23 protein-coding genes are annotated in these 24,051 nt (G+C 68.1%); 13 read left to right on the forward strand and 10 right to left on the reverse strand.

Going from position 1 to position 24,051, the window contains the following annotated elements; genetic code table 11:
- Nucleotides 1-4: 4 nt before the first annotated feature.
- Both IPG50_01385 and IPG50_01390 read left to right on the forward strand, forming a co-directional pair.
- On the forward strand, nt 5-913 hold the full coding sequence (locus tag IPG50_01385; GenBank protein ID MBK6690855.1) for a hypothetical protein: 909 nt from the start codon (nt 5-7) through the stop codon (nt 911-913).
- Entirely contained in the window at nt 910-1,380 is a 471-nt protein-coding gene (locus tag IPG50_01390; GenBank protein MBK6690856.1) for a hypothetical protein, read from the forward strand. The genes IPG50_01385 and IPG50_01390 overlap by 4 nt, the downstream gene beginning before the upstream one ends.
- Here IPG50_01390 and IPG50_01395 read toward each other — a convergent pair.
- A complete protein-coding gene (locus IPG50_01395; GenBank protein MBK6690857.1) occupies nt 1,342-3,642 on the reverse strand; it encodes a helicase in 2,301 nt (766 codons plus the stop codon). The two genes, IPG50_01390 and IPG50_01395, sit on opposite strands and share 39 nt — an antisense overlap.
- 167 nt (nt 3,643-3,809) lie before the next feature.
- Between IPG50_01395 and IPG50_01400 the strand changes: the two genes are divergently transcribed.
- Nucleotides 3,810-5,060 (forward strand): hypothetical protein, encoded by a 1,251-nt coding sequence (locus IPG50_01400; protein MBK6690858.1) that lies wholly within the window; start codon nt 3,810-3,812, stop codon nt 5,058-5,060.
- 2 nt (nt 5,061-5,062) lie between these two features.
- Here IPG50_01400 and IPG50_01405 read toward each other — a convergent pair whose 3' ends face one another.
- Nucleotides 5,063-6,115, reverse strand: a complete 1,053-nt coding sequence (locus tag IPG50_01405) for an ATP-binding cassette domain-containing protein (protein MBK6690859.1) — start codon at nt 6,113-6,115, stop codon at nt 5,063-5,065.
- Here IPG50_01405 and IPG50_01410 point away from each other — a divergent pair.
- The 5 genes from IPG50_01410 (at nt 6,014) to IPG50_01430 (ending at nt 9,113) form a co-directional block, all read left to right on the forward strand.
- The gene (locus tag IPG50_01410; GenBank protein ID MBK6690860.1) at nt 6,014-6,298 is read left to right on the forward strand and encodes a hypothetical protein; all 285 of its coding nucleotides are present in this window, start codon (nt 6,014-6,016) and stop codon (nt 6,296-6,298) included. The two genes, IPG50_01405 and IPG50_01410, sit on opposite strands and share 102 nt — an antisense overlap.
- 13 nt (nt 6,299-6,311) lie before the next feature.
- Entirely contained in the window at nt 6,312-7,247 is a 936-nt protein-coding gene (locus tag IPG50_01415; protein ID MBK6690861.1) for a lysophospholipid acyltransferase family protein, read from the forward strand.
- Between the two features lie 64 nt (nt 7,248-7,311).
- Nucleotides 7,312-8,088, forward strand: coding sequence for a thiazole synthase (locus IPG50_01420; GenBank protein MBK6690862.1), 777 nt, complete (start codon nt 7,312-7,314; stop codon nt 8,086-8,088).
- Entirely contained in the window at nt 8,085-8,336 is a 252-nt protein-coding gene (locus tag IPG50_01425; GenBank protein MBK6690863.1) for a tetratricopeptide repeat protein, read from the forward strand. The genes IPG50_01420 and IPG50_01425 overlap by 4 nt, the downstream gene beginning before the upstream one ends.
- 141 nt (nt 8,337-8,477) lie before the next feature.
- Nucleotides 8,478-9,113, forward strand: coding sequence for a thiamine phosphate synthase (locus IPG50_01430; protein MBK6690864.1), 636 nt, complete (start codon nt 8,478-8,480; stop codon nt 9,111-9,113).
- Between the two features lie 31 nt (nt 9,114-9,144).
- On the opposite strand, the gene IPG50_01435 is transcribed toward IPG50_01430, so the two are convergent.
- The 3 genes from IPG50_01435 to IPG50_01445 are packed head-to-tail and all read right to left on the reverse strand — an operon-like array spanning nt 9,145 to nt 11,088.
- Nucleotides 9,145-9,879 carry a C-type lectin domain-containing protein gene (locus tag IPG50_01435; GenBank protein ID MBK6690865.1) on the reverse strand — a complete coding sequence of 245 codons (735 nt, stop codon included), beginning with the start codon at nt 9,877-9,879 and terminating at the stop codon, nt 9,145-9,147.
- 54 nt (nt 9,880-9,933) lie between these two features.
- Nucleotides 9,934-10,503, reverse strand: coding sequence for a metallophosphoesterase family protein (locus IPG50_01440; protein ID MBK6690866.1), 570 nt, complete (start codon nt 10,501-10,503; stop codon nt 9,934-9,936).
- Nucleotides 10,504-10,536: 33 nt separating this feature from the next.
- Nucleotides 10,537-11,088 (reverse strand): CDP-alcohol phosphatidyltransferase family protein, encoded by a 552-nt coding sequence (locus IPG50_01445; GenBank protein MBK6690867.1) that lies wholly within the window; start codon nt 11,086-11,088, stop codon nt 10,537-10,539.
- 88 nt (nt 11,089-11,176) lie between these two features.
- Here IPG50_01445 and IPG50_01450 point away from each other — a divergent pair, with 88 nt between their 5' ends.
- Entirely contained in the window at nt 11,177-12,316 is a 1,140-nt protein-coding gene (locus IPG50_01450; GenBank protein MBK6690868.1) for a hypothetical protein, read from the forward strand.
- A gap of 24 nt (nt 12,317-12,340) precedes the next feature.
- On the opposite strand, the gene IPG50_01455 is transcribed toward IPG50_01450, so the two are convergent.
- Nucleotides 12,341-13,105 (reverse strand): hypothetical protein, encoded by a 765-nt coding sequence (locus IPG50_01455; GenBank protein ID MBK6690869.1) that lies wholly within the window; start codon nt 13,103-13,105, stop codon nt 12,341-12,343.
- Nucleotides 13,106-13,324: 219 nt separating this feature from the next.
- Here IPG50_01455 and IPG50_01460 point away from each other — a divergent pair, with 219 nt between their 5' ends.
- A complete protein-coding gene (locus tag IPG50_01460; GenBank protein ID MBK6690870.1) occupies nt 13,325-13,741 on the forward strand; it encodes a hypothetical protein in 417 nt (138 codons plus the stop codon).
- Nucleotides 13,742-13,754: 13 nt separating this feature from the next.
- On the opposite strand, the gene IPG50_01465 is transcribed toward IPG50_01460, so the two are convergent.
- From IPG50_01465 to IPG50_01480, 4 genes are all read right to left on the reverse strand, one after another.
- On the reverse strand, nt 13,755-14,987 hold the full coding sequence (locus IPG50_01465) for a pyridoxal phosphate-dependent aminotransferase family protein (GenBank protein MBK6690871.1): 1,233 nt from the start codon (nt 14,985-14,987) through the stop codon (nt 13,755-13,757).
- Between the two features lie 139 nt (nt 14,988-15,126).
- Nucleotides 15,127-17,304, reverse strand: coding sequence for a hypothetical protein (locus tag IPG50_01470; GenBank protein MBK6690872.1), 2,178 nt, complete (start codon nt 17,302-17,304; stop codon nt 15,127-15,129).
- Between the two features lie 35 nt (nt 17,305-17,339).
- Nucleotides 17,340-18,617: an MFS transporter gene (locus IPG50_01475; GenBank protein ID MBK6690873.1), complete on the reverse strand. Its 1,278-nt coding sequence runs from the start codon at nt 18,615-18,617 to the stop codon at nt 17,340-17,342.
- Between the two features lie 63 nt (nt 18,618-18,680).
- Nucleotides 18,681-19,382, reverse strand: a complete 702-nt coding sequence (locus IPG50_01480) for a TetR/AcrR family transcriptional regulator (protein ID MBK6690874.1) — start codon at nt 19,380-19,382, stop codon at nt 18,681-18,683.
- A 104-nt stretch (nt 19,383-19,486) separates the two neighbouring features.
- Between IPG50_01480 and IPG50_01485 the strand changes: the two genes are divergently transcribed.
- The 3 genes from IPG50_01485 (at nt 19,487) to IPG50_01495 (ending at nt 24,018) form a co-directional block, all read left to right on the forward strand.
- Nucleotides 19,487-21,445, forward strand: coding sequence for a DNA topoisomerase VI subunit B (locus tag IPG50_01485; protein ID MBK6690875.1), 1,959 nt, complete (start codon nt 19,487-19,489; stop codon nt 21,443-21,445).
- A 72-nt stretch (nt 21,446-21,517) separates the two neighbouring features.
- Nucleotides 21,518-22,714: a DNA topoisomerase IV subunit A gene (locus tag IPG50_01490; protein MBK6690876.1), complete on the forward strand. Its 1,197-nt coding sequence runs from the start codon at nt 21,518-21,520 to the stop codon at nt 22,712-22,714.
- 164 nt (nt 22,715-22,878) lie between these two features.
- Nucleotides 22,879-24,018 (forward strand): choice-of-anchor L domain-containing protein, encoded by a 1,140-nt coding sequence (locus IPG50_01495; protein MBK6690877.1) that lies wholly within the window; start codon nt 22,879-22,881, stop codon nt 24,016-24,018.
- The last annotated feature ends 33 nt before the right edge of the window (nt 24,019-24,051 follow it).

Consider the following 24,051-nt stretch of genomic DNA (forward strand, 5'->3'; position numbering starts at 1 on the left):
GACCTTGACGGGGCCTCTGGCGCGCGCTCGCATGCGCGACATGGATCCGTTTGCTCCCATTCAAGGCATCTCTCTCGAGCGTTACGCCGATCTCAGCGCCGACGTCTCCGATCACGCGAACGACCCCGAGGCGCAGGCGCGCGTCGTCGAGGGACTCGGCGTGAGCCGCGCCGATTGGGAGGCCGCCAAGAATGGCTGGACGGCGCGCATGCAGGACTACGCGCTCATGGGCCGCGTCGCGCAGGCGTTCATGCCGCTCTACCAAGCATCCCTTGCGCGGAAGAAGGGCTCCGTGCAGGTGAGCTTCGACGACTTCGTGGCGATGGCCGGCGTCATGAAGGCCCTCGGCTACGAGCGCACCTTCGCAACTTACGGCATTGATCAGGGCGCGTGGACGCAGATCTCCGGCCATTGGCAGCAGGTGATGATGCAGAACCCCATGCAATACGGCGCCGCGTACAGCGGCGGCATCGAGCAAGAGGCTATGCGAATCCAGCAGGGCGGGGCGCCACGACCGGTGAGCATCCAGCGCGTCGCCGGCGGCGGCGGTGCGGCCCCTGCGCAGGCGCCGCAAACGGCGGCGCAAGCGCAGCAGCGCATGGAGAACCAAATGATGGGCGCGGCGGTGCAGCAGAACGTGAACGCGCACATCGCCGCGGCGCAAGCACAGGCCCAAGCGGCCTATGGTCAGGCGGCGCAGAACATGGGCTTCCTCGGCCGCGGTGCCCTCGGCGTGATGGGCATGGGCGCCATCGCCAGCGGCATCGGCCCCGGCATGGCCGTCCTCGTCCAATGGTCCGACGGCAATCGGTACCCCGGGAGCGTCGTTCAAGTCGGAGGCGGACAAGTCCTCGTTGCCTTCGGCAACGGCCAGCAGCAGTGGGTGCCGGAGCACGCTGTGAGCAAGACGTGACCGACGCGAGCCGGTGCCCCCAGTGTGGTGGCGTTCTCAGCATCGAGGACCTGAGCCAGCCGGCGTGCCGCTACTGCGGCGCGATCCACGCGCACGTGGCGCGAGCCGCCGAAAAGGTCGCCATCGTTCACGGGCTCATGGGCGGCGTCCTTGTGCAGGGCCCGGCGCACGGGCCGTCGCCGATCCTGCCGGGCGTCGTGATGCCGAACGCGCCGCCGAGCCCGCCTTTGACGGGCGGTCCCGTGCCGTTTGGCGCGGCGCCTCCGCCAGCGGGGGCCGCTCCGTGGTCACAGCCCACCATCGGGTACGTGGCGGGCGGCCCGCCGCCAGCAGCGAACCCGTACGCCGCCGGGCAACAGATGTTTGCCGACGCACAGCGCAAGGTCGTGCTCGTCGTGGCCGCCGTCGTCATCGGCAGCTTCGTGTTGTCACTCGGGATCGCGCTCCTCGTCTACTTCCTGTTTTGAACGGTCGGCCGCGGCGACGATGCGCTCGGCCTCGACGGCGCCGCAGCCAACCCACGCCGCAACCTCCGCCGACGAGGCCGCCGTCGCCGCGATCCGCTCGGCTACGTCGGCGCGAACCGCCCAATCACTGAGCACCACGAAGCCCAGCGAATGAGCCAAGGTGCGGTCGGCGCGCGTCGCGCGAAACGCTACCCTCGCCGTGGAAGCGCGGGCGAGCCGCGGGTGCGCCGCCATAACGAGCAGCCGCCGCACCTCGAGCATGGGCTCATCGAGGAGCGCCTTTGCGTAAGCCGAGAGGACGCCGAGGACGATCCCCTGCTCGCGAAGGAGTTCGTGGTCGCGCTCATCGTATTCCGGTAGCAGGTGGCTAACGTCACGCACGCGCGCCGTACCGAGGCCGGCCGTGAGAACGTGTGCCAGGCCGCGCAGCGGCGCTCGCGTCGACGTCGCGAGCCCGTCGAGGGGCGCTAGCAGTCGCCCCGCGACATCGCGGGCGAAGGCCAGGGCGCGGCGCTCGAGGCGACTTCGAAGCCCCGCGCCGACGTCGTCGAGCTCCGCCATGCGCACCGTCGGCAGCGACAACTTCGGGCCTCGCGCGAGCCACGCGATGGCGCGACCGTCCGCGCGAAGCGCCCCATCAGGCGTCAGCGTGAAGGCGTCGTGCGCCGCGTCGACGAAGGCTTCGAGGGGATGGTGGGTCACCTTGCGCGGCGCATCGATCGCTCCCGACACCGCAAAGGTGGCGAGCACCGCGAACGGGTGCCCGGGCCTCGAAGGGCGTTCTTCCGGCGTTGCAACCGATGGCTTCTTTGGGCCCGCCGACGACGAGTGGCGCGCGCCCTTGATGCTCACGAAGCGGTTCGTGAGGGCGACGTGGAGCGCGTCGCTAAGCCGATCCTCGAGGGCACGCGTCTCCTCCTGCCAGCGACGCGGCTCGGCGGTCCACTCCTGCTTGTTGGCGACGTAGCTCCATGTGCGAAGTTCGGTGATCTGCGACAGGAGGCCCTCCACGTCGCGGGGCGCACTGCCCAGAGTGGCCGTCACGTTCTCGAGGAAGTCGTTCGAGACGCGCGCCCGGTCCATGAGCTCGAGAAAGATCGAGCGCAGCGTCGCCAGGTGAACTTCAAAGAGTAGCTTTCGAAAGTCGGGGACGCTTGCCACGTCCCAGAGGAGGCGGACGTCGTCTTCGCTGCGGAGCCGCGAGCGGACGCTCGGCTCCTTGGCCAGCTCCTCAAACGCTAGCTCGTCGTCGGCTTTGGGGGCCGGCTGCAGGCCTGGGCGCCGCGGCAGAACGTGGAGCGAGTCGAGCAACGCAGTGGTGCTGGAGAAAATCAGGACGTGTGGCCGGTAGCGGAGCGCCGTGATGGGAGCAAACTGATGACGCTCGACGGCGGCGACCTGCGCGCCACCGATCTCTTGCGGTGCGAGGCTGCCGAAGGTCCCATCGGCGAGGTAACGTCCCGCGCGGCCCGCGATCTGCGCCAGTTCGGCATCCTCAAGAGGGCGACTCTCGCGGCCATCGAACTTCGTCGTCGCGGCGAAGGCGACGTGGGCGATGTCCAGGTTGAGCCCCATGCCGATGGCGTCGGTCGCCACGATCGTGTCGACCTCGCCGGCTTGAAACATGGCGACCTGCGCGTTGCGCGTCCGGGGCGAGAGCGCCCCGAGCACCACGGCAGCGCCGCCCCGCGCTACGCGCACCCGCTCCGCGAGCTCGTAGACGCGGTCCATCGAGAAGGCGACGATGGCGCTTCGCGGTGGCAGCCGATTCAACTTCTGCTGACCCGTGTGGCGCAGCGACGAGAGGCGAGGGTGCTCGACGTGAGTCGCCGTCGGCACCAACGCGCGGATCATCTGCCGCATCGTGTCGGCGCCGAGGAGCCAGGTTTCCTCACGGCCCCTCGCGTGGAGCAAGCAGCGCGTGAAGACGTGGCCGCGCTCACGATGGGCCGCGAGCTGCACCTCGTCGATGGCGACGAAGTCGACGTCGGCGCCGGTCGCGCCCGCGCCCTGGGGCATCGCCTCGACGGTGGCGATGATGTAGCGGGGTCGCCGCGGAATGTGTTTCTCCTCCCCCGTGACGAGGGCCACGCGGTCACGCCCCACGCGGCTGGCCACACGGTCAAAGACCTCTCGCGCCAAGAGGCGGAGCGGCAAGCCCATCATGCCCGAGTCGCACTCGAGCATGCGCTCGACGGCGTGGTGGGTCTTGCCTGTGTTCGTCGGCCCCAGGAACGCGACGATGCGGGAGGCTTCGGTCATAGGGCAGGGACTAGGCATGGATGTATCCGCGGGGCGACTTGGATCCAAGCGAGGCCGACGTTGCCAAATTCCCGTGATGCGCGATCCGTTGAAATCCTCGCGGGAAGCGCACCTGCGCCCGCAGAAGCTACGCGGCACCTGCCTTGCAGCGTTCGGTGCGAGGCCCAATGAGCAAATTTCGAAGCCTGGACTTGGTTGCCCTCAACGCGGTGCAGGGCGGTGCGGCGAACGCGCCGACCATTCGTGCCGGAGCGACCCCGCAAGAGGTTGCACAGCGCATGCGAGCCCTCCTCGTAGGGGACGTCGGGGACCCAACGCTCGACCCGGCGGTTCAACCGGCGACGCAGCCGCGCCCCGCCACGCCGGCCGCGACGCCGGCGGCAAACCCCGCCAACGCGCTTGGCGACGCGCTGAACCAGTTGCGCGGCGGGAACAACGCTCAGCCGGCAGCGCGAACGCCGACGCCGAGAGGCGCCACGCCTCGCGCGCCTAGTCCTGGTGGGCAAAGCCCCGGACAAGACGAGGGACCGACGACCGCGCCGCGCCCGGACGCCAGTCGCCCGGGCCCCGGCGGAGACGTCCCCACGGAAGCGCGTCCTGCGCCTGCCGCGCCGTCCGAATACGATCGCTTCAAGCCGACTCAGGACAACTTCGGTGCGTTTGGCGAGCCCAAGCTTACCCGTGCCGGTAGCGAGGTGGCGGCTTCGTATGCGGACCCGGCGACGCGCGCCGCCGACGACCGCTTCCAGCCGGCCTTCGATCAGGCGGCCTACAACCGCGAGGCGCTCCGCGGCTACGAGGACCTGGCGAGCCCGACGATGACCCGCGGCAGCGAGGTGGCGGCTTCGTATGCGAACCCAGCGACGCGCGCCACCGACGACCGCTTCCAGCCGGCCTTCGATCAGGCGGCCTACAACCGCGAGGCGCTCCGCGGCTACGAAGACCTGGCGAGCCCGACGGTGACCCGCGGCAGCGAGGTGGCGGCTTCGTATGCGAACCCAGCGACGCGCGCCACCGACGACCGCTTCCAGCCGGCCTTCGATCAGGCCGCGTACAACCAGCAGGCGCTCGCCGGCTACGAAGACCTGGCGAGCCCGACGATGACCCGCGGCAGCGAGGTGGCGGCTTCGTATGCGAACCCGGCGACGCGCGCCACGGACGAGCGCTTCCAGCCCGCCTTCGATCAGGCCGCATACAACCAGCAGGCGCTCGCCGGCTACGAAGACCTGGCGAGCCCCACGTACAACTACGCGCCCACGGCGACGAACTACGGCGCCTTCGGCGAGCCGCCGACGGCGCCGCAGCCGGCGGCCGCCCCTGAACCGGTCGCGCCCGAACCGGTCGCGCCCCCGCCCGAACCGCAGGGGCCCACGATGCTCGCGGATAGTGGCGCCACGGACGACTCGGCTGTCGCGTAACGTTACCGACGCGACGAAACCGCATCGACGTCGACCCACGATTCGCGGATGAAGTGCTTGGCGACCTCGTTGTCGCCGTGGGCCAATTCTTCCGGTTTTCCCCGCGCCACGACCTCGCCCTTGATGACCAAGATGGCCTGGTGCGCGATACGAAAGCAGCTCGCGATGTCGTGCGAGATGACAAGGCTCGTCACCCCGAAACGATCACGCGTCTCTTCGATGAGGTCGTCGACGAGCCGACTCATCTCCGGGTCGAGTCCGCTGGTGGGCTCGTCGTAGACGAGGACCTTTGGTTCGAGCATCAACGCGCGAGCGAGACCGACGCGCTTGCGCATGCCGCCGGACAGCTCCGCAGGGAACTTCGTTTCAACGACCAGCGGGTCGAGACCCACGACCTCGAGCTTTGCGAGGACGCGTTCGCGGATCTCCTTGCCGCTCAGCTTCGTGTGCTCGACGAGCGGGAACGCGACGTTCTCCATGACCGTCTGGGAGTCGAGGAGCGCCGCGTACTGGTAGACCATGCCGAACTTGCGCCGGACGGCGTTGAGGGCGCTGTCGCGCATGGGGACGATGTCCTCGCCGTCGATGATGACCCGCCCGGAGGTCGGCTTTTCGAGAGCGACGATGATCCGGATGAGGGTCGTCTTGCCGGCGCCGGAGCCCCCAATGATGACGGTCGTTTCGGCACGGCGCGCGTCGAAGCTGATGTGCTTCAGGACGTCTTGCTCGCCGAACGACTTGGACACGTCGTCGAGGCGCACGACCACGTCTTTGGGAACGTCGACTTTAAGACCGGCAGGCACGGGGAGGTCGGGATCATGGCCCGAGGCGGCGATTCCCACAACCGGCCCGAAGGCCGCCCCGCGAAGTCTTTTTCGGTGTTTCGCGCAGAGCGGCGCTGTTCCCTGAATGAGCGCTGGGGAATTGCGGCCGGTGGGGTTATCGTCGCGCCCATGACGCCCGAGCACCTCGACATGATCCTCAAGCAGGCCCAGGTCAAAGAAGAGAAGGACGGCTTTCGCGTGATGCCGGAAGGCACCACGTTGACGCTCCATGTCGCCCACGGGGGCGCCGGCATGTCGATGCCGCGGGTGGAAGCCGTCAAGCGCGACGGCGACCTGCTCTGGGTGAAGAATGGCAAGAAGGAGATGGGCGCGGTCGTCACCGCGGACGTCTTCGCGGTCCTCGTCGAAGGCACCGCCGGCTCGCCCACGCGCCGGCCCGGCTTCGGCTCCTAACGCCCTCGAGGCCATGGCCCAGCCGGCTTTCGTGGGTACCTCCCCGCGCGAGAGCGACGGCGTCCTCGACGTCCCGCTTGTGCCAGCGGGGCGAGCACCGGGCGAGTGGCTCCTCTTGGGTCTCGCCCGGTCCTTGGCCTTGTTCCCATGGCGCGCCCGCGCCGCGTTCGGCGCCTTCGCGGCGTGGTTCGCCGGCACGCTTCTGCGCGTGCGGCGGGCCCACGTGGAAGCTTGCCTCGTACGGGCCGGTCTCGACCCACGCGCCGCTAGGGGCATGTACGGTTCCTTGGGCGCCGGCCTCATCGAGCTCTTGTGGTCGGCCAACCGACGAACCGACATCAGCCCCTGGGTGACGTTCGACGAGGCCGCGCGCAGAAGCCTCGACGACATTCGCCAACGTCGGCGCGGTGTGGTGATCGCTGCGTCGCACACCGGCAATTGGGATTTGGCCGCGTGCGCCGTGGCTCGCGAGCTGCCGCTCGTCGTCGTCACGAAGCGCCTCCGAGTCAGGTTCCTCGACGCGTTCTGGCAGCGCACTCGCGCGGCGCGAGGGGTCCGTCTCGTGGAGCCCAGAGGCGCGCTCCGGAGCGCACACTCGCAGCTCCAGAAGGGCGGGGCCGTCGCCATGATGCTCGACCAAGTCCCTGCGCGGCGACGGCACGGTGTGCGCGGCAGCTTTCTTGGCGCGACGGCGTGGCTCGACAAGACGCCCGCCACGGTGGCGGCCCGGAGTGGTGCGCCGCTCCTCGTCGCCGCGGGAAGACGCTTGCCCAACGGGACGCACGTCATTTCCACGCTCGCCACCTTCGAGCCCCCCGCGCGAGCCGATGCCGCGTGGATCGAGGCGACCACTCGCGAAGCGACCGCGGCGCTCGAGCGGTTCATCTGCGCCCACCCCACCAGTTGGCTCTGGCTGCACCGACGTTGGAAGGAGCCGCCGCTCGGGTGACGGTTCCGCCGAGGAGCGAACCCGAGCCTCATCACGGGCCGCGAGGTGCGCTATAGCTCCCCACATGAGCGACCCCTTCGTTCTCGCAGGCAAGACCTACCAAAGCCGCCTTATCGTGGGCACGGGCAAATACAAGTCCACGGAAGAGACGGAGCAGGCCATCGACGCCTCCGGCGCCGAGATCGTGACAGTGGCACTGCGTCGCGTCGATCTCGGCGATCGCTCCGCGGGTTCGCTGGCGACGCTCCTCTCACGTCGCAAGGATTGGACGCTCCTGCCCAACACGGCGGGCTGCTACACGGCCGACGAAGCGGTGCGGACGCTTCGTCTGGCGAGGGAGCTGGGCATCGCAGGACTCGTCAAAGTGGAGGTCATCGGCGACAAGAAGACGCTCTATCCCGACAACGAGGAGACGCTGGAGGCCTGCAAGATCCTCGTGAAGGAGGGCTTCACGGTGCTGCCCTACTGCATCGACGATCCGGTGCTCTGCAAGAAGTTGGAAGACGTCGGCTGCGCCGCCGTGATGCCGCTCGCGGCGCCCATCGGCAGCGGCCTCGGCATCACGAGCCCGCACAACCTCTCGATCATCGTCGAACAGGCTCGCGTCCCCGTCATCGTCGACGCTGGCGTCGGCACGGCGAGTGACGCCGCCGTGGCCATGGAGCTGGGATGCCAGGCGATCCTGATGAACACCGCCATCGCTCACGCGAAAGACCCGGTCCTCATGGCAACCGCCATGCGTGAGGCGGTAGGCGCAGGACGCAAGGCGTTCCTCGCCGGGCGAATGCCCAAGAGCCGATACGCCAACGCTTCGAGCCCTACCGCAGGACTCATCGAATGACGCGCATCGTCGTCATGGGCGCCCTCAGCGCGGCCGTCGCCACGGCGCCGTTCCAGTGCGGGCGCGGCATCGACCCGGGCCTCCGGCAGGAGGAGACGGCGGGCGACGCGCTCTGGGCCCTGGGCCAGTCTTTCGCCGACGCCGGTGAGCCGCGCGCGGCGCGGCAGACCTACCGGTTCCTGGTGGAGCGGTACCCTTCGAGTCGTCACGTCCCTGCGGCCCGCGAGGAGCTCGACCGGCGCGAGTAGATCGTCGGAGTGCGGTCGGCGACCGCAAGATTGAAGTCAAGTCGGTCACCGGTGGCTTCCCGGCGCGATCGTTTCTAAACTGTGCTTTCTGGCTTTGGCAGCGTGCTCCGCGGGGGAGGGCATGAGGCGCCGGCCGAACCTATGGCACTCACGTTCCCTCCGCTGCTCCTGATCACGGATCCTGCCTACGGGGACGCGCACACCGCGCGCGTGATCGCCCGCGTCGCGACGGAGTTGCCGGCCGGGGCCTTCGCGGTGCAATACCGCGCCAAAGGAAAGAAGCCAGCGGACTTCAGCGCTCGCGCCCGCGAGCTTCGCCGCCTCACCGAAGGCCTCGGCGTCCCGTTGCTGATCAACGGAGACCCGGCGACGGCCGCCGAGGTCGGCGCCGACGGTGTTCACCTCGGGCGTGGCGCCCCGTCCGTCGCCGATGCGCGCCGCTCGTGCGGTCCCGAGACCTTCGTGTCCGTCTCGGCACACACCGCCGATGAGCTTCGCCGCGCGCTCATCGACGGGGCGAACGCCGTCCTCGTCAGCCCCATCTACGCGAGCCCTGGGAAGGGGACGGCCCGCGGCACGGCGGCGCTCCGCGAAGCGAAGGACATCGGCAAGGCGAGGTTCCTCGTGTACGCGCTCGGCGGCATCGAAGCCGACAAGGTGTCACGCTGCCGCGCGGCGGGGGCCGACGGCGTCGCCGTGATCCGGGCGCTGCTGGGTGCCAAAGACGTGGCCGCCTCGGCTCGCGCTCTCTACCAACCGTGGGCGAAGGGCGTCTAACGCGGCCTGCGCGCTTCCGCTCTCGTGCGGCTCAGTCGCGTTCGCAGAGTCCGGAACGACCGCCGCCGCCACCGTTGCAGGACGTATCGCCCCAGGAGCCGCCGTTGGTCAATCGCACGCATTCCCCGGAGCCGTTGGGTTCGTTGCTCGCCCAACTGCTGAAGCCGCCGCGCGCCTCACCGGTCGACCACGTGTACGACGCATCGTTGGCGGCGGAGCCGTTGGGCCGGCGCAGCGCAATCCAGCGCTCCTTGCCGCTGGCGAAGCCCGCTGCAACCGTCTGCTCGGCCGCACTCGTGATCGTGACGAGGTGCGCGCCAGCGGCTTCGCAAGAGGCCTTCGCCGCATCCCAAGACTGGTTGGCGGCGAGCCCGAAGTAGCAATGGCCTAGAGCCAAGACCGCCCCCGACTCGGTGCAAGCCGGCAGTCGCGCGTCGGCGCTAGCGTCTACCGGCACAGACGAATCAGGCGTGGACGCGTCGCCAGGCGCAGCGTCGGGGGTGGTGGCGTCGGTGATGAGGGCGCCGTCGATGGCCGACGAATCGGTCACCGCGCCGCCCTCGCCCGTGACCGCGCCGCCGTCCGGGCCGGCCTGCGTGATCGAAGCGCCCTCGGCACCAGCGCTCCCGTCAGCGACCAGCTGGAACGCGTCGAAGTCCTGAGCGCACGCCGATATCGCGGCGACGGCGAACGCCAGTGCCCCAAGTCTCTGAAGCCGGGGCCGCGGGGTCGTCGGGCGAAGAGATTCAGGAGCCAACCAGCGCATGACGCGCATTCTAGCGCGACAACGCGCCCGGGTCCCGAGACCGGTGGATCCGGCTCAGACAGGCCGCTTCGGCACCCAGCGGCGCCCGCTTTCGCAGTCGACGTGATGAAGCTCCACGCCGCTGCGTGAGATGTCGATGACGCCGAAGACGATCGGGAGGTCAAAGCGGCGGGGGCCGATGGAGCCAGGGTTGAAGATCACGAAGGGACCGTCTTGGCCAAGGAAGGGCACGTGCGAATGGCCACAAATGACCAGCGCAGCGTCCTCGGCGCGCGCCCGGCGGGCCGCGTCGGCGCGGAGCCGCGGTCCGTTGACCGCGATGTGAAGGAGCAAAATGCGCGTCAGGGACGCACCATCATCGCCGCAGACGTCGACGACGAGCTCGTCGGGCAGCTCCAGGTCATCGATGTTGCCGCGCACCGCCAGTGTCGGCGCGACCTTGGCAAGGTCAACAACGACCGAGCGGTCTCCGATGTCACCCGCGTGGAGGATGCGGTCTGGGCGCTGCTCGGCGACGAGCGCGGCGCTCCGCGCGTGCGGCGCGCTGTGCGTGTCGGCGACCACCACGAGGCGCAGCTTGCCACCCGAGAGCGGCAGGGCGACGCGTTCCGTGGTCGTGGTCACGAGGGCAGGGTAACGCACCCGCGCGGTGGCGGCCTACGGGAAGGCTCGGTAGAGGCCCACCGCCCGCCGCGCATAGCTGATGGCGGCGATGACACCGGCCGCCCCGGTCCCCCAGAGCAAGGCGGTCGTGTGCGGCGAGCCGAAGATCGCGAACACGACGGCGGCAAACTGAAGCACCGTCGCGACCTTGCCAGGCACGTTGGCCGCCGGCGCTTGCACGCGGGCGCGCCGGAGCCGGGCGCTCACGGCGTACCAGACAACGAGCGGAGCCTCGCCGATTTCGCGAGCCCCCAAGAGCAGCGTCGCCGAGGCCGGGAGGGTGCCCACAACAACGAGCGTCACGACTACGGTGGCGACGAAGAGCTTGTCGGTGAGCCCGTCGATGACGGCCCCGGTGGCCGTCACGAGGCCGAGGCGGCGGGCCAATGCCCCGTCCACGACGTCGCTCAAGGCGGCGGCCAAGAGCACCGTCGCAGCGAGCCAAGGGTCGTGCACCGCGAAGGGGAACAGCAGCGCGAGCGGAACCCTGGACCAGCTGATGAGGCTCGGCAGGCGAACCGCGTCTCTAGCCCGGTAGCGCCCCACGACGCCTACGTGTGCCTCGCGCAGTGCATGACCACATCCTACGCGCTTCGCAACCGAGCGGCGCGGCGCGGTATCATCGGGCGCGCGAATGGCAACGACCGTTACGGCCGCACCCCGCTCAGCCACGGCGGCCGTCCCTGCGGAGAGCGGCACGCGGCGCGCTGTCGAGTTCCTGCTCGTGGGCGGCGCCACGCCGCTCCTGTTCGCCCTCTCCTATGCGCTGCGGAGGTCCTTCGGACTCGGCCCCACCGAATACGCCATCGGGTTTCTGACCTTCTACGGAGCCCACCTCATCAACGACCCCCACTTCGCGGTCACCTACCTGCTCTTTTACAAGAACGCTCGCGGGAGAGCCCTCGGCGACCTGTTCCCACCGTTTCAGCGAGTCCGATACCTCCTCGCGGGCTTCGTGGTGCCGCTCGTGCTCGCTCTCTGGGCTGCGTATGCGCTGTCATCGCGTTCGGCGTTCGCCCTTGGTCTGCTCATCCAGCTCATGTTCTTCCTCGTCGGCTGGCACTACGTCAAGCAGGGCTTCGGCGTCATGACCGTGCTCGCCGCGCGGCGAGGTGTTCGTTTCGATCCCGCAGAGCGACGCGTCCTGCTTGCCCACGCGTTTTTGGGGTGGGCCTACGCCTGGGCCAGCCCCTTCGACCCGGGGCGGGCCATTGAAGAGAAGGGCGTCGTCTACTGGAGCGTGCGCCACCCCGCGGGGCTCGAGGCCCTGACGCGCACGCTCTGCTTCGCCAGCGCCGCCGTGGTCGTCGTCATGCTCGCCCGGAAGTGGCGCCGCGAGGGCGCGCTTCCCATCGCGACGCCGCTCACCGCGTTCCTCGTCAGCGTCTGGACCTGGTCGATCTATTCGAGCGCCGATCCGCTGGTGCGGTACGTCATCCCCGCGCTGCATTCCGTGCAGTATCTCTATTTCGTGTGGCTGTTGCGGCGCGGCGAAGCCGTCGAACGCGAGGGACCTCCCTGGTTCGAGACGTCGGCGCAGGTACGGATGGGCATCCTGGCGGTCTCGGCGTTGGCGCTCGGGTGGGTGCTCTTCCACGGCGCGCCGACAGCGCTCGATGACCTCCTCGTGCCGAAGAAGTCACGCCTCACGGACATGGGCCCCACGCCCTACTTCGCCGCGCTCTACGCCTTCGTGAACATCCACCACTACTTCATGGACTTCGTCATCTGGCGCAGGGAAAACCCCGAGACGCGGTATTTGACCGCGGTCTAAGACGCGCCCGAGCTCGTCCGCGCCCTAAGGCGAACAAAAAAACTTCCCCAGCGCCGCCGCCGCCAGTTCAATCGACGCACCGCTCGCGCAGCCCTCCGCAGGTTGTCCCGGCGCGAGCTCCGCCTTGATGCACTCGGCCGCCGTTGCGTACGACTTGCAGGTCGTCTTGCCCGCCGCGTCAAGGCACTTCGTGTATTCGACGACTTGGGCGTGCGTCGACACGGGGCAGGTCGGTCCACACGAAGCGGCGGTGCATTGGGCGAGCGCTTGCGCTTTTGCGCCGCAGCCGCTGGCGCTCTTCTGCCCCGTCACGAGCGCGACGCATCCCTCAACGTTGGCCGTGATGGCGTCGGTGCCGAGCTTCACGAAGGGGCCGTAGGCCGCGTCGGTGATGTCGGAGAGGAGGCAGTCTCTGCAGAGTGCATTCGTCGGTGCATCCACGAACGAGACGCACGTCGGGCTGTTGGCGGCAGGCCCAAAGAAGCAGCCGGCGAAGGAGTCCACCTGACCCGCGGTGCACACGGTCTGGCGATTCTTGGGCGGCTTCCACTGCGGGGCGAACGTCGTGACATCACCGGCTTTGCAAACCAACGCCGCGTCGGGGGTCGGTTGGGAGGCCGCGTCGCCCGTCGGCAGGACGCCGGAGCCGCCATCGCAGGCCCCGCCGTCGCAAGTCGGTCGGGGCCCGCCCTCGGTGAGGACGCTCGTGTCGAGGCATCCAATGACGTGAACCTGCCCGCACAGCGCCAGCACACCTGCGCCGACCTTGAGCCGCACCGAGCGAACCATTGGCACTAGCTTACGCGCGGCAAACTCTGGCGTCATGGAAGGCCCCAACGAGCTGATCCGGCGCCAGGCTCGCCCCCGATCCAGTAGGCAGAGGTCGCCAATGTGCGTACGCAGCTTGGCCACGAGGGCTTTCGTCGCGGGCGCCTGCCCGCGTGAGATCAACGCGACGTCGGCGCTTGGGCCCGAAGCTTGCTCCGAAGAAGGAGGATGCGTCGCTCCTTGGCACCCCTGCTCGCCTTCGCCGCCGTCACGTCGGCGTGCACGGTCGGGCTGCCAGACACGACCGACAGCGTCGACGCGGGGACTATGCACCCGTTGGCGCAGGCGCTCGGGCGTGACGAGCTCGTTGGCCACTACGACACCAACTGGGGGCCACTCACGTTGTCCGTCGCCGACAACGGCACCGGCCTGGTCGGCTACTACGGCACGCCGTCAGAGCCGTCTCGCTTTGGCGAAGGACGACTCGCCGGCACCGTGTCCGGCGCACGGTTCACATACATCTGGGTAGGCGACGACTCGGGCAAGCGCGGCCGTGGCTACTTCGAGCGCGGAGAGGCCGGGCGGGCGATCACGGGAATGTGGGGCTACGGCGACAGCGACACAGACGGCGGCTCGTGGGCCGGCACGAGGCGCTAGGCGTTGCCGGCCCTCACGCGGTTTCCATCGGGCCGATCTCTTCGCCGGAGAGGACGAAGAACGCTTCGCCGTAGCTCTTGAGCAACTCCAAGGCGAGGTCGATGTCTTCTTGCGTGTGGCCTCGGGTCACGTTGACGCGAAGGCGCTCTTCGCCGTGTTTGACCGCCGGATAGGTGATGGGCACCATCATCACCCCGCACTCAAGGAGCGCCACGTGCATGAACAGCGTCTTGCGCTCCTCGCGACACATGACCGGCATGATGTGCGTGTTCGAGGCTCCGAGATCGAAGCCGATGCTCGTGAGCTGGCTGCGCATGTAGCCGGCCTTTTGGTGGAGCTCCTTGACGAGCGCCGGGCCTTCCAGCTCGAGCATGTCCAAGATGGTGCTCGCGGCGGCCACCACGGGCACCGGCAACGATGCACTGAAGAGGAACGAGCGCGCCGTGTGCTTGATGTACTCGACGACCTCAGTCGACCCGAGCAAGAGTCCGCCGATGCCGCCAAAGGTCTTGGAGAAGGTCGAGACCACGACGGGCACCTTCCCGACGAGGTTCATCTCTTCAAGAATGCCCGTGCCGCGCTCGCCGAGCGTGCCCGTGCCGTGGGCGTCGTCGACGACGAGGACCGCGTCGTACTTGGCGCAGATGTCGACAAACTCGGTCAGGTGGGCGCGATCGCCGTCGAGTGAGTAAATCCCCTCAACGACCACGAGCGCGTTCTTCCGCTCGCGCGTGGAGAGGATGCGCTCGAGGCTCTTGGCCGAGTTGTGGTTGAAGAAGCGGACCTCGCAGCCGTTTTTCGGGATGCCCGCGGCGAGGAACGTCCCGTCGAGGATGCAGGCGTGGCTCAAGCTGTCGAGGACGATGGTCGTATCTTTGTCGGCGAGCGACACGAGCGTACCGAGCATCGCCTGATACCCGGTGGTGAACATGAGGCAGCTTTCGAAGCCAAACCACTTGGCGAGGCGCTTCTCGAGTTCCACGTGCTCGACCGTCGTGGCCTGAACGCGAGAGCTCGAAAGGCCGCAGGCGTACTTCTCAACGGCGCGGATGGACGCGGCCTTGACCTTCGGGTGATTGGTGAGGCCGAGGTAGTCGTTGGAGCTGAAGTTGACGATGGGGCGCCCAGCAATTTGGGTGTGCAGGCCGCCGGTCTCGAACTCGCGGAAGTAGGGGTAGACCTGATTTTCCCGAGCTTCGCGCACGCGCGCGAGCTCTTTGCGTGCCTTTTCGTCGATGAAGCTCACGAAAACCTCTGCGCCAAGCGGGACCACGGGGCCCTAGCAACCTGAGCCGTTGGTTAGCACCGATCAGACGGTGGCTCAAAGGCGTCCGACGCGAACCGCGCGAAAGGATGGGCTCCGCCGCCTCGGAGGCAGCTCCGACTCAGAGGTCCAAGTTGCCCGATGGGGCATCGAGGCCCACGGCGCGCTCGCGCGTGGGCTCCTTGTCCTTCTTCCAGAGGGACCCGGCGAGGTCCTCGTCGTGGTTCGCGACGCGGTAGCTGGACTTACCCGATGCCTTCACGAAGACCGCGAGCGTGGAGGCCGTCACCTTGTCCGTCGCAACGGTGGTCGCGAAGGCTGCCGCGGAGGCCGCCTGAAAGGCGTCGTCGCCGCCTCGCGCGAGGTAGAGGCCCGCGCCGCCCATGCTGCCGGCGCCAAGCGCCAGCGTGGGCGCTCGGACTGCGTCCTTTCCGCCCAGGTCGAGAAACACTCCCGCGCCGTAATCGTGGCCGACGCCGAGAGCCGTTCGGATGGGTGTGTAAACTGCATTAAAGCGATCGTCGCCGCCCTCGTCGACGAGAACCCCGAAGGCACGGTGACTGCCCGCACCCTGGGCATACGCAAGCGCGTCGTAGCGGTCGTTGCCGCCGCCGTCGAACAGCATGCCAAGGCCCTCCTCGAGACCACCCCCCTGGGCGAACGCGCCGGCCTCGTAGCGATCGTCGCCGGCGAGGTCCGCCAGGAGCCCGAGGCCGCCGGCACCGACGCCGTCGCCCGAGAGGCCGCGCCGGCCTTCGCCGAAGCCTTGCACCGCGCTGTGGTTCGGCTTTGCCGACGCGCGGACGTAGGAGTCCGGATCGGCGGGGTACAAGAGCTCGCCGCCGAGCTTCGGGTCGCCCGGGTTGGCGCGCGTCGCGTCGTTCCCGCTCACATCGAGGAGTAGGCCCGTCCCGCGGGCGGCGCCGTAGCCTTGTGAACGCGTAAAGACGCGCCGCTGATCGTTGCCCGAAGCATCCATGAGGATGCCGAGGCCCGCCACCGCGGCGCCCTGCGACAAGGTCTCGGCGGCGAAGTCATCGTCGCCACCGTCATCGAAGGCGAGGCCTACGCCAAACGCCGCCGCGCCCTGCGAGAGTGCGAGCGAGCGATACACGTCCTTGCCGGCGCCGAGGTCAAACATGAGCCCGATGCCCATGAAGGCGCCGCCTTGGCGCGCCGTGCGCGATTTCGTGCGCCCCTCGGCTAGGCGCCCGCTGGCGTCGGCGGGCAGACGGGTCTTCGTCCCCTTGTCGCCCTCCACGTAGCCGTAGCGATCGTTGCCCGCGAGGTCCACGAGCACAGAGACGCGCTGCGTCGGGCTGGCGGCCCCCGCGGGAACGAGGAGGACGTCGTCGCCTCCGGTGTCGAGCCAGAACGCGACGGGCCTCGTCACGGCGCGCGTCTCGTGGCCCCTGGGGCCTCGCACGACGATGTCGCCAAGGCGCGTCGGGATCGTCACGTCGGGCACATCACGGCCCGCATAGCGCATGAGGTTCGCGCTCTCCACGGCGTAGCTGAGCTTCGCAGCCGCGAGCGTCAGCGCCGAATCATCGAAAGCCGCGACCGACGCGAGCTGCTCCGCCGACGGGGCCGTGGGCGCTGAGTAGAGGACCCAGTTGGTGTAGTGCTCGAAAGCGTTGCGATCGGCTGGCGGCAAGAGGCGCGCGACCTCGTCAAAGGCGCCGGCGAGCGCGAGGACGATGCCGCCGAGATCGCGCGCCATGTCCGGCGGCAGCGACGCGGCGGCTTCTAGCGCGGCGGCACGATCGGCGTCGGCGAGGAGGCCCGTCCCGAGGGCGCCGACAAGATCCTTTTGCGGCGAACGTGGCCAACACGTCGGGGCCTGTCCGCGCAGCGTCGTGATCACGCGACTCGCGGGCGCTGCGAGGCGGACGCGCGCGCCCAACGTTTGGGCCAGCGTCCGCGCCGCTACCGTCTGACGCAGGGGTCCTGCTAACGCGGCCGCCAGACTCGGGCTCCGGAGAGGACTGGCGGGGATGAGGGCAGCCGCGGGATCGACACCGAAGCGGCACCGGTCCAAGGACAGCGCCGCCAATGCGTCGTCTAGCGCATCGGAGCCGTCGCAGCCGAGAGCGGGAGCCAAGGGTGCGCCGTCGAGACAGATCTCGTCGAAGGTCACCGCCGAACTTGTCCCCGCGTCTGCGGCAACGCTCAACGTGCCCTTCGCCGGCGCGTTGCCCACCTCGCCAACCTCCTCCGGGGCGCTCGCACACCCGCCGAGGACGAGCGCGACCAGCGCGACGTCTCTCGGACGAAGGAGCGTTCGAAGAGGGGGCAAGGTACGTCTCCTAGAACGTCCCTCGCGCGCGGGTCTTAAGCGCTTGGGACTGCTTTCGTGCGCGGCACGCGCCACCAGAAGAGTGCGCTCAGCGCGATGCCCACGGGCAGCACTTGCATGGCGATGCGCAGCGGCAGCTGATCGGCGAGGAAGCCAACGGCGGCGGGGGACCACAAATCGCCGAGGAGGTGGATCAGAAGAATCGTGAGGGCCATGGCGCTCGCGCGGCGGCCTTCCGGCACGGCGCGCAAGATGGCCGCGTTGATGGGCGAGGTGGCCGCGAAGAGTCCGACCTCGCAGATGAACGCCACAACGAAGAACTCCGTGGAGCTCCGCGCGAGGAACGCGAGCATCGCAGCGGGCGCGGCGATGATGCCGCCCCACGCCGAGACGCGCAGGTAGCCGCGCACCATGCCGTCTTCGCCGGCGAGCTTCTTCCCGGCGCGATCTCCGAGCGTTCCACCGAGCCACGTACCCACGGCGCCACCAATGACGGTGACGGCGCCGAAAAGCACATTGGCACGTCCGAGCGAGAGGCCGTGCGTCGCGTAGAGGAACTTCGGCGCCCAGAACGCGAAAGCCCCGACAGCCGCCGTCTGCGCGCAATAGCCAAACACGGCGGCCCGATAGAGCGGGATCTCGAGGAGCGGCGAGACAGACGTCAGCTTGGCGTCGGCGCGCGCAAAGAGCCGGGTCACGCCGGCGAAGAGCGGACGGAGCTCGGCAAGTACGGACACGCGCACCGGCGCGAGGACACGCGCCGGCTCCACGATGGCGAGGCACGAGAGGGCCAGGAGGATGCCGGGGCCGCCGGCGATGAAGAACGCCGAGCGCCAGCCGAAGGCCTGGGCCGCTGGGCCCCCCATGAGGTACCCCAGCGCCGAGCCGATGGGCGTTGCCGCGAAGAAGATGGCGAGCCAGCGCCCCTTCTTCTCCATCGGCGCGAGGTCGTCGATGAGCGTCGGCGCGATGGTCGCGTAGCTAGCCTCTCCAACGCCGACGAACGCGCGCGCGATGAAGAGCGACACGGTCCCCGTAGCCAGCCCCGACATCACCGTTGCGACGCTCCAGACACAAACGCCGAGCGCGAGGAGCGGCGTGCGCCGTCCGCGATCCGCGAGGGAGCCGAACAGCGGACTCGCCAGGAAGTAGCTCACCATGAAGACGGCGCCGAGCAGACCCGCCGTGAAGTTCGAGAGGTGCAGATCCTCCTGGATCTTGGGGAGCACCGCCGAGAGCACGTACCGGTCGAGGTAGTTGAGGAGGTTCAGGCCCGTTAACAGGGCCAAGACCTTCGCGGGGCTCTTGATCATCGGCGCGACGGACCATACCCGAGGTAACAGACCGCTCGCGCCGGAATCACCGTGCCGGCGTGATCACCGAAAGGCCGCGATGATCATGTCGACTAGCGCCGGCGCGGCCTCGAGGGCCCGTTCGTGCTCGCCCGAATCCATGTACTTCATTCCCACCGCCTCGATGGCCGACACGAGGGCGTAGACGCGGATTTCGTCCGGTGGCTTCCGATAGCGACCTGCCGCGTGGGCCGCCGAAAGGCCCCGCGTCATCAGCGCAGCGAAACGTGCGAGGAGCGCGTAGCGGAGGCGGAATGCCTCGGGGCCGAGGCCCCATAGCTCGCGAAACACGACCCGCGACTCGGCAGGGAATCGCGCGACGAGGCCCAAGAGCCCTTCGACACCAGCGCGCGTCTGATCATCCGGGTCCTCGTGTGCCGTCACGAATGCCTCGACGGCCGCAAAGGCCATGCGACCGAGGCGATCGTGGAGGCGCATGAAGAGGTCCTCGAGATCTCGGAAGTGCTCGTAGAACGTTCGGCGGCTCACGCCCGCGGCGTCGCACACGTCGTCGACCGTCGACTTCGTGTAGCCGCGTGATGCGAAGACCCGCGTCGCCGCCTGATAGAGGATTTGCCGTTTCTCGCGCGTGCGTTCGTCGGCGGCGAGCGAGCGGTCGTATTTGCCGCGTCCGCGGGCGCGCGCGCGCAAACGGTCGTCACCGCCGTCATGCGTGCGCTCAGTTGCGCGTTCCGTCGAGCCTGCAGTCGAGCGTCGGGTCGCCATGGCCCAGGAGCACCATACCAGGCCAGCCCCGGCCCTTTGCTTGACATTCGTTCACGTGGCGCGTTACCCGTGTACCGGTTTGGGCCCGCGTCGATAGGACCACCATGGCAAAAGAACCCAAAAAGAAGCTCCCGGCCGCCAAAACGCCACCTGTCGCCAAGTCCGCGAAGGGAAAAAAGGCGGAGACGCCGAAGGTCGCGGCGAGAGCCGAAGCCCCGCCAGCCCCGAGGGGCAAGGCCAAGGCCCCGGTGAAGACGGAGCCCCCGGAAGATGCCCCGGAGTCCGTCGACACCGACAAGGCTCGCCCCGCGCGCCGCGCCAGCGCCGAGACGATGGCCTCGCGCCAGCGCGAGATTTCCGTAAGCGAGTTCTTCACGAAGAACCGGCACCTCCTTGGCTTCGACAACCCTGCCAAGGCGCTCCTCACGACTGTGAAGGAAGCCGTCGACAACGCCCTCGACGCCTGTGAAGAGGCGGGCATCCTTCCGGAGATCATCGTCGAGATCGACGAGGTGAGTGAAAACCGTTTCCGCGTGGCCATCGAAGACAGCGGCCCCGGCATCGTCAAGGCGCAGATCCCGAAGATCTTCGCCAAGCTGCTCTACGGCTCCAAGTTTCACCGGCTCAAGCAGTCGCGCGGTCAACAAGGCATCGGTATCAGCGCCGCGGGCCTCTACGGCCAGCTCACCACCGGCAAGCCCGTCACGATCATCTCGAAGACGGGCAAGGGGCGGCCCGCGCACCGCATGGCGATCCGCATCGACAACAAGCGGAATCAGCCGGACGTCGTGAAAGACGACACCGTCGAGTGGGAGAAGGAGCACGGAACGCGCGTCGAAATCGAGCTTGTCGGAGCCTATCGAGGCGGCCGCACCGGGGTTGACGCGTATCTCGAGCAGACGGTCGTCGCCAACCCGCACCTTGCGCTCCGCTACAAGACCCCGAAGGGCGAGGTGACCGACTACCCGCGCGTCTCCAACGACCTTCCGCGAGAAGCGCAGGAGATCAAGCCCCACCCGCACGGCGTTGAGCTCGGCATGCTCATCAGCATGCTCAACGACCACGCGGGCGAGACGGTGAAACACGTCCTCACGGAGTCCTTTTCGCGCGTGAGTCCCGCCATCGCCGAGCAAATCTGCAGCATGGCCAAGGTCAGCTCCAAGGCCAAGGCTGGCAGCATTCACGGCGATGCCGTTGAGGCGCTCCATAAGGCTCTTGGACAGGTCAAGGTCATGGCGCCGCCGGCGTCGTGCATCGTTCCTATCGGCGAAGAGCTCCTCATCGAGGGGCTCAAGCGCCGTTTCAAGGCCGAGGTCTACTTCTCCTCGACGCGCCCGCCCTCGGTCTATCGCGGCAATCCCTTCGTGGTGGAGGTCGGCGTGGCCTACGGCGGCGAGCTCCCGCTCGACGAGCCCGGCGAGATTCTGCGCTTCGCCAATCGTGTGCCCTTGCAGTACCAACCCAAGGCCTGCGCCATCAGCGAGTCGGTCTACGACACCAACTGGAAAGCCTACGGGTTGGCTCAGCCAAAGGGCGGCCTCCCCGTCGGACCGCTCGCCATCGTCGTGCACCTTGCGAGCGTTTGGGTGCCGTTCACGAGCGAGGCAAAAGAGGCCGTCGCCCACTACGACGACCTCCTTCGTGAGATGCGCCTGGCGCTTCAGGAGTGTGGCCGCAAGCTTGGCGCGCACGTTCGCGCCAAGGCGAAGGCTGACAACGAGCTCAAGCGCATGAGCATCTTCCAGCGCTACATCCCTGAGGTCGCCGGAGCCCTCGGCGCGATCCTCAGCGTCCCCAAGGACAAGGTCGAGAAGGTCTTCTACGAGACCCTCCCCAAGTACGTGAACATCGTGCTCCAACCCGACGACGAGGCGCCGCCCTCGGGCGGCGGGCCCGGTGGCGGTGCGGCGCCAGCTCCCGCGCCTCGAGACGGCACGATGCCGCCGCCAGCGCTGCCCGCAGCTCTCCCCACGAAGGGCGGCAAAGGCAAGGCGGCAAAGGTCGCGCCGGCGTCGCCCAAGAAGAGCAAGAAGGGCGCCCCGGAGCAGCTCTCGCTCGTCTGAGCGGGTGCTCGGAGCCCCCACGCGAGGCCGCATTCCACGTCACCGCCACGACATCGAGAGGATCGCCAAGCCATGGCCGCCAAGAAGAAAGCTGCCACGAAGAAGACGCCCCAGCCTAAGGCGCCCGAGACGCCTCAGGCGGCCCCCCGAGCTTCGCTCCCGAAGGAGAGTCCGCCGTCGGCCAAAGACGAGCGGACCCTCGGGCGCATACGCAAGCTGGCCGCGCAGACGCTCGCCGAGGTCAAGGGCGGCTCGAATCCGACGCTCGAGATTCGCACGCGAGCGTTGTCGAACGTCTCCTTCAACGAGAAGAAGCGGATCATTGAGCTGGGTGACAAGACGCAGTCGCGCGAGTTCTTCAACACGAACATGGCGCGAAAGTTCATGCAGACGTTCCTCGTGGCCAACGGCTGCAAGACGCTCCTTGAGCAGAACAAGACCGTCAGCATTCGTCAGATGTTCTACATGACGAAACACACGCTGAAGGGCACCAGCGAGAACACCTTCGACGAGCAAAGCGAGAGCGATCCCATCATCGAGGACCTCGAGGTGGCAACCGACTCGCTCCGCGAAGAGCTCCACCTGTACGCGAACAAGAAGGGCCTCATCGCGGGCGCCATGGTCGTCAACGACGCCGGCGACGTCATCGACCTCACGAAGATGGGACGCGGCGGCTGGGGCATTCCGAGCATCTGCGAAGACGACCAGCTCAAGTTCGTCTCCAACAAGGCGGACTTCGTCCTGCTCGTTGAGAAGCAGGCCATCTGGCTTCGCCTCAACGAGGACCGCTTCTGGGAGAAGCACAACTGCATCCTCATGACGAGCGAAGGGCAGGGGGCCCGCGGCGTGCGGCGCTTGCTCCAACGACTCGCCACTGAGGTGAAGCTGCCCGTCTACGTGCTCGTCGACAACGATCCGTGGGGACTCTACATCTATTCCGTCTTGAAGCAGGGCTCCATCAGCCTCGCCTACGAATCGATGCGCCTCGCCGTCCCGAACGTGCGTTTCTTGGGCATGAGCGCCTTCGACTACAAGAAGTTCACGCTGCCCGACGCCGTCGAGATCAAGCTCTCGAAGGAAGACATCGCTCGCGCTGAGCAGATGAAGGCCTACCAGTGGTTCGCCGACAAGAAGTGGCAGCGCGAGATCAACGAGCTTCTGAAGAACGGCTTCAAGATGGAAGTCGACTCGCTCCTCAGCAAGAGCATCTCCTTCATCAGCGAGGAGTACATTCCGAAGAAGATCCGCGACAAGGATTGGCTCATCTAGCGCGCCGACGGAGGGTGCTCGGCGCGGGCAGGGATGGCGGCCGCGCGCGTGGCCACATGGAGGGCCGCTGCCTTTTTTTCGCGGCTGAGGTCGTTCGCGGGCTTGCTTCGGTTGACCCGAGGCGGTTCGTGGACCAGAGTTCGCGGGCTTTCCGAGGTGGATCGATGCGAACGGCTTTGGCTTTTGGGGTTCTCACCGTGTTGGGTGGCGTCGTTCTGAGCGCAGGCTGCAGCGCCGGCACGAACCGTAGTTTTCCCACGACCACCGACGCCGGTGGCGCGCCGCCCGCCTTCGCCGAGGGCGACGCCGGCGCGGGCGCGTGCCAGAAGTCGAAGGCCAACTTCGAGGTTCCTGACAACGGTTGCGACGACGACGACGACGGCGAGGTCGACAACGTCGCCGACTGCGACGGCAAGCTCGCCGTCGACGGCGACGCGGAAGACTTCGCCAAGGCGCTCGGCATCTGCAAGATGGCCGAGGAGGGCTCTTGGGGCCTCGTCTCGGCGACGTTCTCGGCGGGCTACGGCTCCAAGGTCCCCGCCGAGCCAAACCAACACGGCATCCTCAGGCGTTTTGGCGCCAAGCTGAAGCCGCAAGAAGGCGGCGCACTCGGCGTACTCAGCTCGGGTTGGGCTCGCGAGTTCAACGGCCCCGGCGGCTCGGAGCCGTTTCAGCGCGGCGAGACCATGGCGGGGCCAGGCAAGGCGCCGCCCGGATTCCCCAAGCCTGCCGCCGGCTGTCAGGTCGAGAGCACGGTGAACGACGTCATCAGCCTGAAGCTCGTCATCAAGGTGCCGGCCAACGCCAAGGGCGTCGCCTTCGACTTCAACTTCTTCTCCGGCGAATGGCCCCAATGGGTCTGCTCCCGTTACAACGACGGCTTCGTCGCCATGTTGACGTCGAAGGAGTTCAACGACGGAGAGGCCGACAACATCTCCTTCGACGCGCAGCAGAACCCCGTCAGCGTCAACAACGGCTTCTTCGACCGCTGCACGCCGGGCGCGCAGACCGGCTGCAACGGCTCGCCGCCGAAGATCAAGACCGCATCGTGCGCGGGCGGTGAGTCGGAGCTCGCGGGCACGGGCTTCGAAGAGCGCGGCAGCTACTGCGGTGGCAAGACGACGACCGGCGGCGGCGCGACCGGATGGCTGACGTCCAAGGCTCCCGTGGGTAGCGGCGAGGAAGTCACCCTCGAGTTTCTCATCTGGGACACGGGCGACGCGAGCTTCGACTCGAGCGTCCTGCTCGACAACCTCCGTTGGGAGCTCGGCGTGACCCAAACCACGACCGAGCGCCCCAAGTGAGCGACGCCAGAGTCAGCGTCGCCGCCGACTTTG

It is taken from the genome of Myxococcales bacterium (genome assembly GCA_016703425.1).
Lineage (GTDB): Bacteria > Myxococcota_A > Polyangia > Polyangiales > Polyangiaceae > JADJCA01.